The sequence below is a fragment of the Arthrobacter sp. RT-1 genome (assembly GCF_003367205.1).
Classification (GTDB): domain Bacteria; phylum Actinomycetota; class Actinomycetes; order Actinomycetales; family Micrococcaceae; genus Arthrobacter.
In genome coordinates this window covers 150315-161776 of record NZ_QRGQ01000006.1, presented here as the reverse complement: position 1 = coordinate 161776, position 11462 = coordinate 150315, and the positions used below count along the sequence as shown (strand labels likewise).

The 11462-nt window shown below is 64.9% G+C and carries 12 protein-coding genes; 7 read left to right on the top strand and 5 right to left on the bottom strand.

Translation table 11 applies throughout. The features are described 5' to 3' along the window. The first annotated feature begins 100 nt into the window (after positions 1-100). The 5 genes from DXK94_RS07050 to DXK94_RS07030 are packed head-to-tail and all read left to right on the top strand — an operon-like array spanning position 101 to position 4316. Complete coding sequence (locus DXK94_RS07050; RefSeq protein WP_079595739.1) at positions 101-661, top strand: hypothetical protein; 561 nt, start codon at positions 101-103, stop codon at positions 659-661. Between the two features lie 10 nt (positions 662-671). Next, positions 672-1505 (top strand): exodeoxyribonuclease III, encoded by an 834-nt coding sequence (locus DXK94_RS07045; protein WP_115524489.1) that lies wholly within the window; start codon positions 672-674, stop codon positions 1503-1505. Between the two features lie 22 nt (positions 1506-1527). Next, entirely contained in the window at positions 1528-2571 is a 1044-nt protein-coding gene (gene trpS, locus DXK94_RS07040) for a tryptophan--tRNA ligase (RefSeq protein WP_079595738.1), read from the top strand. A 4-nt stretch (positions 2572-2575) separates the two neighbouring features. Beyond that, a complete protein-coding gene (locus DXK94_RS07035; RefSeq protein ID WP_079595737.1) occupies positions 2576-3151 on the top strand; it encodes a 2'-5' RNA ligase family protein in 576 nt (191 codons plus the stop codon). Positions 3152-3209: 58 nt separating this feature from the next. Beyond that, positions 3210-4316, top strand: a complete 1107-nt coding sequence (locus tag DXK94_RS07030) for a YihY/virulence factor BrkB family protein (protein ID WP_079595736.1) — start codon at positions 3210-3212, stop codon at positions 4314-4316. Here DXK94_RS07030 and DXK94_RS07025 read toward each other — a convergent pair. From DXK94_RS07025 to sdhC, 5 genes are all read right to left on the bottom strand, one after another. After that, positions 4273-5043 (bottom strand): S9 family peptidase, encoded by a 771-nt coding sequence (locus tag DXK94_RS07025; protein ID WP_079595735.1) that lies wholly within the window; start codon positions 5041-5043, stop codon positions 4273-4275. The genes DXK94_RS07030 and DXK94_RS07025 overlap by 44 nt on opposite strands. Positions 5044-5196: 153 nt before the next feature. After that, positions 5197-5979 (bottom strand): succinate dehydrogenase iron-sulfur subunit, encoded by a 783-nt coding sequence (locus tag DXK94_RS07020; RefSeq protein WP_079595734.1) that lies wholly within the window; start codon positions 5977-5979, stop codon positions 5197-5199. A gap of 1 nt (position 5980) precedes the next feature. After that, complete coding sequence (gene sdhA / locus DXK94_RS07015) at positions 5981-7780, bottom strand: succinate dehydrogenase flavoprotein subunit (protein ID WP_079595733.1); 1800 nt, start codon at positions 7778-7780, stop codon at positions 5981-5983. A gap of 108 nt (positions 7781-7888) precedes the next feature. Beyond that, positions 7889-8350 (bottom strand): succinate dehydrogenase hydrophobic membrane anchor subunit, encoded by a 462-nt coding sequence (locus tag DXK94_RS07010; RefSeq protein WP_079595732.1) that lies wholly within the window; start codon positions 8348-8350, stop codon positions 7889-7891. A gap of 3 nt (positions 8351-8353) precedes the next feature. Further along, positions 8354-8734: a succinate dehydrogenase, cytochrome b556 subunit gene (gene sdhC / locus DXK94_RS07005; protein ID WP_079595731.1), complete on the bottom strand. Its 381-nt coding sequence runs from the start codon at positions 8732-8734 to the stop codon at positions 8354-8356. A 267-nt stretch (positions 8735-9001) separates the two neighbouring features. Here sdhC and DXK94_RS07000 point away from each other — a divergent pair, with 267 nt between their 5' ends. Together DXK94_RS07000 and DXK94_RS06995 are read left to right on the top strand one after the other, a co-directional pair. Further along, complete coding sequence (locus tag DXK94_RS07000) at positions 9002-10135, top strand: mannose-1-phosphate guanylyltransferase (protein ID WP_079595730.1); 1134 nt, start codon at positions 9002-9004, stop codon at positions 10133-10135. A 104-nt stretch (positions 10136-10239) separates the two neighbouring features. Continuing rightward, complete coding sequence (locus DXK94_RS06995; RefSeq protein WP_115524399.1) at positions 10240-11439, top strand: amidohydrolase; 1200 nt, start codon at positions 10240-10242, stop codon at positions 11437-11439. Positions 11440-11462: the final 23 nt, after the last annotated feature.

The following is an 11462-nucleotide window of genomic DNA, read 5'->3' as shown; positions in this document are numbered from 1 at the left end:
CGTTTTGAGGCCCCAGAGTGACACTTGGCGCTACCTGGTTGGGTGTTCGCCGCCGGTGGAAGCGGCGGGAGCATACACCGGGGTTTGAGACAATGGCTTCATGCAATCTCTGGGCAGCTCCAAGTCATCCTCCAAACCCGCCAGGGGCGGTTTCTCCATGTTCCGCATCAGCGGTCCGGGACTGATGGTCCTCGTGACGGCGTTTGTTGTCGCCGTCATCTTCGCCGCCAACCAGAATGACGTGGTGGGTTGGGTTGTGGCCGTCATCGCCCTCTTCTGGCTGCTGCTTGCCTGCTTTGTGGTCTTCAGCATCCAGAAGGCGGCCAAGAAAGCCGGCGCCAAGCTGAGCGAAGCCCAGAACGCCTTCACCACGGCTGCCGGCCGCGGACCGTCGTCCTCCGCTGACCACGGCGGCACGCGGGTGGTTTCCGAGCGGAGCCAGGCGGACGAAGTCCGCGACCTCAAGCTGGACCACTCCTTCAAGATTGTCCAGGTGCAGATCCGCGTGGTGGAGGAGGAGCGCGCCAAGGGAGCTGCCGCGAACCAGGACACCATCAACCGTGCCCTTGAAACCATCGAGATTACCGCCACCAATGCGAGGGACATGATCAAGTCCTCAGGCGGCAGCGGGGAGCCGGTCACCGGAACCATCATCGACTAGAGTGGAGCGGGTGAGCTCGGCATTGAAGAAGGACCACCTTCGCATCGCAACCGTCAACGTTAATGGCCTTCGGGCTGCCTACAAGAACGGTATGGCGGCATGGCTGGATCCGCGCGAGGTGGATATCCTCTGCCTCCAGGAAGTCCGCGCCCCTGATGCCATTGTCCGGCAGCTGCTGGGCGACGGCTGGCACATCCTGCATGCGGAGGCCGAAGCCAAAGGCCGCGCCGGTGTGGCCATCGCATCGCGGGAAGAGCCACTGGCCACCCGCAACGGCATCGGTGATGACTACTTCGCCACGGCAGGCCGCTGGGTGGAAGCGGATTTCCGGTTCGCTGACGCTGCCGGGCATCCTGTCCAGCTGACCGTCGCAAGCGCCTACGTCCACTCCGGTGAGGTGGGCACGCCAAAGCAGGACGATAAATTCCGTTTCCTGGACGTCATGAGCACCCGGCTGCCTGAACTGACCAAACACAGCGACCACGCACTGGTGGTGGGTGACCTTAATGTCGCCCACACTCCACTGGACATCCGGAACTGGAAGGGCAACGTCAAAAAGGCAGGGTTCCTGCCCGAAGAGCGCGCCTACTTTGACCGGTTCTTCGGCGAGGAGATCGGCTGGCAGGACGTCCATCGCAGCCTGGCGGGCGAGATGGACGGGCCCTACACGTGGTGGTCCCAGCGCGGCAAGGCCTTCGACAATGACACCGGCTGGCGCATTGACTACCAGCTGGCCACCCCGGCTTTGGCAGCTTCCGCTATCTCCGCCGTTGTTGACCGCGCAGCCTCGTGGGATACCCGCTTCTCCGACCATGCCCCGCTGGTAGTGGACTACCAGCTCTAAGCCCCCCGAAAGTTTCCTCCCCATGACTAGCCAGACATCCCCGGCCGCAAAGAAGCGCATCCTTTCCGGAGCCAAGCCCACCGCCGATTCGCTGCACCTGGGCAACTACATCGGTGCCGTTCGCAACTGGGTGGACATGCAGGCTGAGTACGACGCCGTGTTCTTCATCCCGGACCTGCACGCGATCACCGTGGACTTCGACCCCGCGGAACTGGCCAAGCGCACCCGCATCGTCGCGGCCCAGTACATCGCCGCCGGCATCGACCCGGACAAAAGCATCTTCTTTGTCCAGTCCCATGTACCCGAGCACGCGCAGCTTGCCTGGGCCCTGAACTGCATCACCGGCTTCGGCGAGGCTTCGCGGATGACCCAGTTCAAGGACAAAACCCAGAAGTCCGGCGCGGACGCCGCCACGCTGGGACTGTTCGCCTACCCAACGCTCATGGCCGCCGACATCCTGCTGTACCAGACAGACCTGGTGCCTGTGGGGGAGGACCAGCGCCAGCACCTGGAGCTCACCCGCAACCTGGCCCAGCGCTTCAACACCAGGTTCGGTGCCACGTTCACCGTTCCGGAGGCGACCATCGTCAAGGAACGCGCCAAGATCTACGATCTCCAGAACCCGAGCGCCAAGATGTCCAAGACCGGCGAATCGCCCAACGGCGCCATCCAGCTGCTGGAGGATCCCAAGATCGCCGCCAAGCGCATCAAGTCCGCAGTCACTGACGCCGGCACGGAGATCAGGTTCCACCCCGAAGAAAAACCGGGCGTCTCAAACCTGCTCACTATTTACTCATCCCTGACCGGAAAGTCAGTCGCTGACCTCGAGGCCGAGTACCAGGGCAAGATGTACGGCCACCTTAAGGTGGACCTCGCCGAGGTGGTGGTGGACTTCGTCACCCCGCTTCGGAACCGGACCAACGAGCTGATGGAGGACCCCGCGGAGCTGGACCGGCTGCTGGCCCACGGCGCCGAGCGCGCCCGTGAGATTGCGGCGGTTACCCTTGGCCAGGTGTATGAGCGCATGGGCTTCCTCCCGTCACTCAGCCTCGCAGGAGTCCGCTAGCGCCATGTCATCCAGCGTAGGCGTCATCCTGGGGTTCCCCCCTGACATAGCGGAGGAGCTCCAGCGCTGGCGGGCGTCCTTCGGCGACCCGCTGGCGGACGTGGTGCCGGCACACATCACGCTGGTGACCACCACCCCCACGCATGACTGGGAAGCCACCTGCGAGCACGTCCGCGAGGTGGCCCGCCGGCAGAGCCCGTTCATGGTCACCATTGCCGGCACCGGTACCTTCCGCCCCGTTTCCCCGGTGGTTTTCATCAACGTGGAGGACGGCTTTGAGCAGTGCGTCGACCTGCACGAAAAGCTCCAGCAGGGCCCGCTGGAGCGGGAATTGCCTTTTGCCTACCATCCCCACGTCACCATTGCCCACGACGTTGCCCCCGAAAGCCTTGATGAGGCCGAAACGGTCCTGAAGAACTACAAGGCCACCTTCCCCGTGGTTAGCATGGGACTTTACGAGCACGATGCCGACGGCATCTGGCAGCTACGGGAAGAGCTGGACTTTGGGACCGAAACTGACAACGCCGCCGGCACCCGATTCGCGGACGCCGCCGCGGACACAGCAGCCGAAGCAGGCTGAGCAGCAGCCACTTCCCACTGAACGCGCCCAGCTGCAGCTCGCCGTCATCCGGAAGCGGATGGAGTGGGGCAAGGCACGCAGGGCAGGCGGGGGGCCGTTTCCGGCGCTGATGGCGATGGTCCAATGGATACTTGCCCGGCTCAACGCTCTCCGGCCGATGCGCGCCTTCCGGCACTACAGCCTTCAGCGCGGCCCGCTGATGAGCGCAGGCATTGGCTTCAACATGTTTTTCTCCATCACAGGCCTCCTCACCACGGGCTTTTCCATCGCAGGCCTTGTGCTGCGGGGGCAGCCGGCCCTCCTGGACACCATCATCAGCAGTGTGGCGTCGAGTGCGCCCGGGCTCCTGAAACTGAACGGAGGGGCCGGGCTCGTGGATCCGCAGGACCTGCTGAATCCTGACGGACTGGGCTGGACAGCGGTGATCGGCTCCCTGGTCACTGTGGTCACCTCGCTGCGATGGATTTCCGGAATCAGGGAAGGGCTTCGCGGCGTCCTGGGGCTGCCGCCACTGCTGGTCAATCCCATCCTCCTGAAACTGCGGGATGCCGGAACCCTGCTGCTCCTGGGCGTGGCGCTGGTCATCAGCGCCGGCGCTTCCCTGGTGTTCGGAACCGCCGCAGGGTGGGTTTCGGATTTCCTCCGACTCGACGACGCGCTGGCGGGTCCCCTGGCCACGTCCGTCAAAATCACTGTTCCCCTGGTGCTGGGCTGGGCGACCGCCTTCATCATGTACAGGTTCGCCGCGAGCCTGAAGCTGTCACGCCGCGCGCTGCTGGAAGGCACCATCCTGGCGGCCCTTGGCACGGGCGTGCTCCAGATCTTCAGCACGGAACTGCTGGCCGGAGCCGGCAGGAATCCCATCCTGGCGCCGTTCGCCATCATCATCGGCCTGCTGATCTGGTTCAACCTGGTCAGCCAGGTCTACCTGGTGTCGGCCGGCTGGGCGGCAGTGCGGGAGGCCGACCTGCGCAGCGCCCCCACGGGCCATGAGAAGGGCACGTGGGGTGCGCGCCAGGTCCAGCCGGGAAAGGTACCAGTCCAGCCGGGAAAGGTGCCGGTCCAGCCGGGAAAGGTGCCGGTCCAGCCCGGAAAGGTGCCGGTCCAGCAGGACGGGGGCGCTACTGCCCGGCGTCGAGGTATTGGTCGGCCCAGGCAGCGATAATCCGGGCGGCCCGGGCCGCCTGGCCCTTGCCTGTCAGCAGGTGGTCGCTCCCTTCGAGGGACACAAAGTTCCGCGGGTGCCGTGCCGTCTGGAAGATGGTGCTGGCGTTCTCGATGCCCACAGTGTTGTCCGTGGGGGAGTGGAGCACCATCAGCGGCTTGTGCAGCTGCTTGATGCAGTCCGTGAGGTCGGCGTTTTCGAGGTCCTCCACGAAATGCCGCCGGATCTCCACGCGCTTCCCGCCAAGATCCACCTCGGCGCTGCCTTCGCTGAGGATCTTGTCCAGCGCAGCGTCAAAAACGTGCGCCACGTGCTTGGGCGAGAAAGGGGCGCCAACGGTGGCGACGGCGTCGAGCTCCGGGATCTCCCGCGCCGCCGCCAGGACGGCCGCACCGCCGAAGGAGTGCCCCACCAGAAGGGAAATCTGCTTTCCCTCGCTGCGCATGAACTCTGCCGCCTTCACCGTGTCCGCAACCTTGTGGCTGAAGGAGCCCGCGGACCATTCGCCGGCGGATCCGCCCAGCCCCAGGTTGTCGAAGCGCAGCATTCCCACGCCGCTGTCCGCCAGCGCCTTGCACATCCGGGATGCGGAAGGGGCGTCCTTCCCCAAGGTGAAGCCGTGCGAAAAGACGCCCCAACCCTTCACCGGTCCATCCGGCACATCGATGATGCCGGAGAGCATTTCGCCGGTGGACCCGGCAAAGGAGACTTTTTCGGAGCGGGACACGGCGTCCCCTTTCGTTTGGTACGAATGGCTGTGGGCCCACGCCCGCCGGGTTCCCTGGCCGAGCTTGCGAGGTCAGGGGCGGGTGGGGAGAAACAACGACGGCGCCGTACCCCCTGAAGTGGGGGACGGCGCCGTCGTCTGTTTGATCCTTGGTCAGATCTTGCGGGACAGGATGGCCTGCTTGACCTCGGCAATGGCCTGGGTCACCTGGATGCCGCGGGGGCACGCCTCGGAGCAGTTGAAGGTGGTGCGGCAGCGCCACACGCCTTCCTTGTCGTTGAGGATCTCCAGGCGCATGTCTCCGGCATCATCACGGGAATCGAAGATGAAGCGGTGCGCGTTCACGATGGCTGCCGGGCCGAAGTACTGGCCGTCAGTCCAGAAGACGGGGCAGGACGACGTGCACGCGGCGCACAGGATGCACTTGGTGGTGTCGTCGAAACGCTCGCGGTCCTCGGCGGACTGCAGGCGTTCCCGGGTGGGCTCGTGGCCCTTGTTGATCAGGAACGGCATGACCTCGCGGTAGGACTGGAAGAACGGTTCCATGTCCACGATGAGGTCCTTCTCCACCGGCAGGCCCTTGATGGGTTCAACCAGGATGGGCTTGGACGTGTCCAGGTCCTTCAGCAGGGTCTTGCAGGCGAGGCGGTTGCGGCCGTTGATGCGCATGGCGTCGGAGCCGCACACACCGTGGGCGCAGGAGCGGCGGAAGGACAGGCTGCCGTCCATCTCCCACTTGACCTTGTGCAGGGCATCCAGGACGCGGTCCGTGCCGTACATGGTGAGGTGGAAGTCATCCCACGTGGCCTCCTCGGAGACCTCCGGGTTGTACCGGCGGACGCGCATGTGCACATCGAACGTGGGGATTTCGCCGCCACCGCCGACGCCGGCAGGCAGTTCAATCTTTGAGGCTGGCTCAGCGATTTCAGCGGTCATCTTAGTACTTCCTCACCATCGGCTCGTAGCGGGTAAAGACGACCGGCTTGGTGGCCAGGCGGATGCCGGCAATTGCTTCTGCCGATCCGTCAGCCGGGGCGTGGTCGTCCTTGTACGCCATGGAGTGCTTCATAAATTTCTCGTCGTCACGCTCCGGGAAGTCCTCGCGGAAGTGTCCGCCGCGGGATTCCTCACGGTGCAGTGCGGCCACGGTCATCACCTTGGCCAGTTCCAGCAGGAAGCCAAGCTCAACGGCCTCGAGCAGGTCCAGGTTGAAGCGCTTGCCCTTGTCCTGGACGTTGATGCGCTTGTAGCGCTCCTCGAAGGAGGCGATATCGCGCAGCACCTGGTTCAGCGTTTCCGCTGTGCGGAACACCTGCATGTTGGCATCCATGGTGTCCTGCAGTTCCTTGCGGATCTGGGCCACCTTTTCGTCGCCGGTGCCGTTGCGGGCAATGTCCAGCAGTTCTGTGGTGTAGGCCAGCGGGTTCTCCGGCAGTTCCACGAAGTCGGCCGTCTTGGCGTACTCGGCCGCGGCGATGCCGGCGCGCTTACCGAAGACGTTGATATCCAGCAGGGAGTTGGTGCCCAGCCGGTTGGAACCGTGCACGGAAACACAGGCCACTTCACCGGCAGCGTAAAGGCCCGGGACCACTGTGTCGTTGTCCTGCAGGACCTCGGTGGTGATGTTCGTGGGGATGCCGCCCATGGCGTAGTGGGCGGTGGGGAACACGGGAACCGGCTCGGTGTACGGTTCCACGCCCAGGTAGGTACGGGCGAACTCGGTGATGTCCGGCAGCTTGGCATCGATGTGGGCCGGCTCCAGGTGGGTGAGGTCCAGGAGCACGTAGTCCTTGTTCGGGCCGCAGCCGCGGCCTTCACGTACCTCGTTGGCCATGGAGCGGGCCACGATGTCACGCGGCGCCAGGTCCTTGATGGTGGGGGCGTAACGCTCCATGAAGCGTTCACCCTCCGAGTTACGGAGGATGGCGCCTTCACCGCGGGCGGCCTCGGACAGGAGGATGCCCAGGCCGGCGAGGCCGGTCGGGTGGAACTGGAAGAACTCCATGTCTTCCAGCGGGATGCCACGGCGGAAGGCGATGCCCATGCCGTCGCCCGTGAGGGTGTGGGCGTTGGAGGTGGTCTTGAAGACCTTACCGGCGCCGCCGGAAGCGAAGACCACGGACTTGGCCTGGAAGACGTGCAGTTCACCGGAGGCGAGGTCGTAGGATACGACGCCGGCAACGCGCTTCTGCTTGTACGGCGTGCCGTCCGCGCGGACTGCGTCCTCTTCGACCGTCAGTAGGTCCAGGACGTAGTACTCGTTGTAGAACTCGACGTTGTGCTTGACGCAGTTCTGGTACAGGGTCTGGAGGATCATGTGGCCGGTGCGGTCGGCGGCGTAGCATGCGCGGCGGACCGGTGCCTTGCCGTGGTCGCGGGTGTGGCCACCGAAGCGGCGCTGGTCAATCCGGCCCTCGGGCGTGCGGTTGAACGGCAGGCCCATCTTTTCCAGGTCAAGCACAGCGTCGATGGCTTCCTTGGCCATGACCTCCGCGGCGTCCTGGTCAACCAGGTAGTCGCCGCCCTTGACGGTGTCGAACGTGTGCCACTCCCAGTTGTCTTCCTCGACGTTGGCAAGGGCCGCACACATGCCACCCTGCGCCGCACCGGTGTGCGAGCGGGTGGGGTAGAGCTTGGTCAGTACTGCTGTGCGCGCGCGCTGACCGGATTCGATCGCGGCGCGCATGCCAGCGCCACCGGCACCGACGATGACGACGTCGTACTTATGGACCTGCATACCAGATGCTCTTTCTCTCAAAATTCGCTATAAAACAACGGGGTGGCTTCGCCTTCCCCGCAAAACAGGGCCCGCGGTAATGCCCGCGGGCCCGGGGTGGTGCTGGTGCTAGGCAGGGCAGAAGCCGCCAGGCAGGGGAACGCCGTCGACGACGGGGCACGGGTTGAAGGTGAAGATCACCAGGGTGCCCAGGACGATGATGACGACGGTAGCCGAGTAGAGGACCGTCTTCAGCCAGCGGCGGGTGGAGGTCTTTTCGGCGTAGTCATTGATGATGGTGCGGACGCCGTTGGTGCCGTGCAGCATGGCAAGCCACAGCATGGTCAGGTCCCAGAACTGCCAGAACGGATCCGCCCACTTGCCGGCAACGAAGCCGAAGTCGATGGCGTGGATGCCTTCGCCTACCAGGAGGTTCACGAAAAGGTGCCCGAAGATGAGGACCACCAGCACCACGCCGGAGAGGCGCATGAACAGCCAGGCGATCATCTCGAAGTTGCCCCGGGTGCCGCCGTTGCGGCGGTACTGGGGGGCGATCCGCCCGCTGCGGGGGCTCTCGATTGTTGCACTCATTGCTTAGTGACCTCCGAGGGCGAGGGACAGGTGGCGGATGGAGAATGCGACCATGGTGACGACCCAGAGACCCAGGACTGCCCACAGCATCTGACGCTGGTACTTGGCGCCGTTCTTCCAGAAGTCGACCGCGATGATCCGCAGGCCGTTGAAGGCGTGGAAGACGATGGCGGCAACGAGGCCCGTCTCACCCAGTGCCATCAGGGGATTCTTGTACGCGCCGATAACGGCGGTGTAGGCCTCGGGTGACACACGCACCAAGGAGGTGTCCAAGACATGGACCAACAAGAAGAAAAAGATCACTACACCGGTAATACGGTGTCCTACCCAAGACCACATGCCTTCACGGCCGCGGTACAAGGTGCCAGCTGGTTTTGTCGGCACTGATAAACCTCCCTGCAACACAGCGGCGCTGGCATGAGATCCACGCGGGGGGAACGCCTGCTGCGAGAGCACTCGTAGCTCAGGCCTAAATCTAGGCTCCGCTCACAGCTTATTCAATTTAGGAGCTCCTTGGTGCCCAGCAGTGGCGCGGTTTTTCGAATTTTTTGAGACGAACGCCACACGGGCTTGCCGCACTTGGACTGAACTGTGTCGTGGCGGCGGAGTCCGGAGGGGTCCGTTGCGGCCGGTCGGCTAAAGTAGGCGGTGATGAGTACAGACAAAGTGACAAGCCCGGCATCACCCCTTGACCGCTTCATCGCGGTGATCCCGGCCGGCGGAGTGGGGACCCGCCTCTGGCCCCTGTCGCGAGCCGCAGCTCCCAAGTTCCTTCACGACCTCACGGGTTCGGGCAGCACATTGCTGCGCGCCACCTACGACCGGCTGCACCCGCTTGCGGGAAGCCGGATGCTGGTGGTGACCGGCAAGGCCCACCGTGATGCCGTTTGCCGCCAGCTTCCCGAGGTTAAGGATTCGGACCTCGTCCTCGAGTCCGAACCCAAGGACTCAGCGGCAGCCATCGGGCTCGCCGCCGCCATCCTGCACGAGCGTGATCCGGACACCATCATGGGTTCCTTCGCCGCGGACCAGGTCATCAGCCCGGACCACCTCTTCCAGGAGGCCGTCCGCGAAGCGATCCACACCGCAGCCGCTGGCAAGATCGTGACCATCGGCATCAAGCCCACGCACCCGTCCACGGGTTTCGGCTACATCCGTTCAGGCCAGGGGCTGCACATCGAGGGCGCGCCCAGCGCGCAGGACGTGGTGGAGTTTGTTGAAAAGCCGGATGAAGTAGTGGCCCAGCAGTATGTGGACAGCGGCAACTACGTCTGGAACGCCGGCATGTTCGTGGCGCCCGTGGCGTTGCTGCTTAAGCACCTGGAAGCCAACCAGCCCGAGCTGTTCCAGGGCCTGCAGGAAATCGCCCGCGCCTGGGACACCCCGGCCCGTGACGAAGTGACAAGCCGCGTGTGGCCCACGCTGCCCAAGATCGCCATCGACTACGCCGTGGCCGAACCCGCCGCCGAAGCCGGGGACGTCGCCGTCGTGCCCGGCTCCTTCCGGTGGGATGACGTTGGCGACTTCGCCTCCGTGGGCCGGCTCAACTCAGCCAAGGAAGTGGATGACGTCACGGTCCTGGGTGAAGGCGCCCGCGTCTTCACCGAGAACTCCAGCGGCGTGGTAGTCACTGACACCAAGCGCGTCATCGCCCTGATCGGGATCCAGGACGTTGTTATCGTGGACACCCCGGACGCCCTGCTGGTCACCACCATGGCCAACTCGCAGCGGGTCAAAGCAGCCGTTGATGCCCTCAAGGCCAGCGGCGACACGGACGTCCTTTAACCTGACGCCACGCCGTCGGCATCCCGGGGCCCGTCCGGGCACCCGGGATGTAACGCGGCGACCGTGATGGCTGGTATTCCTGCCACCCTCGCTAGAGTGAAACAGTGCGCAATTACACTACTGAAGCCGAGCCCACCGCCCTGGTGGCTCCGTGGCTCGAGCCGCTCCTGCCGGAACTGATCGAATTCCGCCGGGACCTGCATGCGCATCCGGAGCTGTCCTTCAAGGAATTCCGCACCACTGACAAGCTGGCCGAGCGGCTCGAGGAAGCCGGGCTGAGCCCGCGCCGCCTGGAGGGAACCGGACTCACGGTGGATGTCGGGGAAGGCCCCATCGCCACTGCCTTGCGCGGGGACATCGACGCCCTGCCCATCATCGAGGAAACCGGCCTGCCGTTCGCCTCGAAGAACCACGGCGTAACCCACGCCTGCGGCCACGATGTGCACACCACCACCATGCTCGGCATCGCCCTGGTGCTGCACAGGATGCACCAGGAGACGCCCCTGGGCGCCACCGTCCGCCTGATCTTCCAGCCGGCCGAAGAAACCATGCCCGGCGGCGCCCACTCCTGCATCGAGCAGGGCGTCCTGGAAGGCGTGCCCCGGATCCTGGCGCTGCACTGCGATCCCCGCATCGAGGTGGGCAAGATCGGCACGCGCATTGGAGCCATCACCTCGGCCTCGGACACCATCCGTATCGAGCTTTCCGGCCGGGGCGGCCACACCTCGCGGCCACACCTGACCGAGGATCTGGTGTTTGCCCTGGCGCAGATCGCGGTGAACGTGCCCGCGGTCCTGTCCCGCCGGGTGGATGTCCGCAGCGGCGTGTCCGTGGTGTGGGGCCAGATTTCCGCCGGGTCGGCGCCCAACGCCATCCCGGGCACCGGCTACATGGCCGGGACCATGCGCTGCCTGGACCGCGAGGCCTGGCACGCCGCCGGTGAACTCCTTGATGAAGTGGTCCACCAGGTGGCGGCACCGTACGGCGTGGACGTCAAGCTTGAGCACACCAGGGGAGTGCCTCCGGTGGTCAACTCTGAACATGAAACGGCCATTATTGAGGCGTCCGCACGTGCCGAGATCGGCGAAAGTGCCGTGGTGCTCACGCCGCAGTCCATGGGCGGTGAAGACTTCGCGTGGTTCCTGGCAGAGCTTCCCGGTGCCATGATGCGCCTGGGCACCAAAACTCCGGGTGGCGAGGAATATGACCTCCACCGCGGCGACTACATCCTGGACGAGCGTGCCCTTGGCCTCGGCATCCGGGTGCTGACCGCGGCGGCCCTGCGCACCATCCGCGACCTCTAAGCAGCGTTCTGCACCGGTTCTCC

Excerpts from the sequence above, each read along its gene's own strand:
- DXK94_RS07050 (WP_079595739.1), top strand. The coding sequence starts at position 101 with ATGCAATCTCTGGGCAGCTCCAAGTCATCCTCCAAACCCGCCAGGGGC.
- trpS (WP_079595738.1), top strand. The coding sequence starts at position 1,528 with ATGACTAGCCAGACATCCCCGGCCGCAAAGAAGCGCATCCTTTCCGGA.
- DXK94_RS07035 (WP_079595737.1), top strand. The coding sequence starts at position 2,576 with ATGTCATCCAGCGTAGGCGTCATCCTGGGGTTCCCCCCTGACATAGCG.
- DXK94_RS07030 (WP_079595736.1), top strand. The coding sequence starts at position 3,210 with ATGGAGTGGGGCAAGGCACGCAGGGCAGGCGGGGGGCCGTTTCCGGCG.
- DXK94_RS07020 (WP_079595734.1), bottom strand. The coding sequence starts at position 5,979 with ATGACCGCTGAAATCGCTGAGCCAGCCTCAAAGATTGAACTGCCTGCC.
- sdhA (WP_079595733.1), bottom strand. The coding sequence starts at position 7,780 with ATGCAGGTCCATAAGTACGACGTCGTCATCGTCGGTGCCGGTGGCGCT.
- DXK94_RS07010 (WP_079595732.1), bottom strand. The coding sequence starts at position 8,350 with ATGAGTGCAACAATCGAGAGCCCCCGCAGCGGGCGGATCGCCCCCCAG.
- DXK94_RS07000 (WP_079595730.1), top strand. The coding sequence starts at position 9,002 with ATGAGTACAGACAAAGTGACAAGCCCGGCATCACCCCTTGACCGCTTC.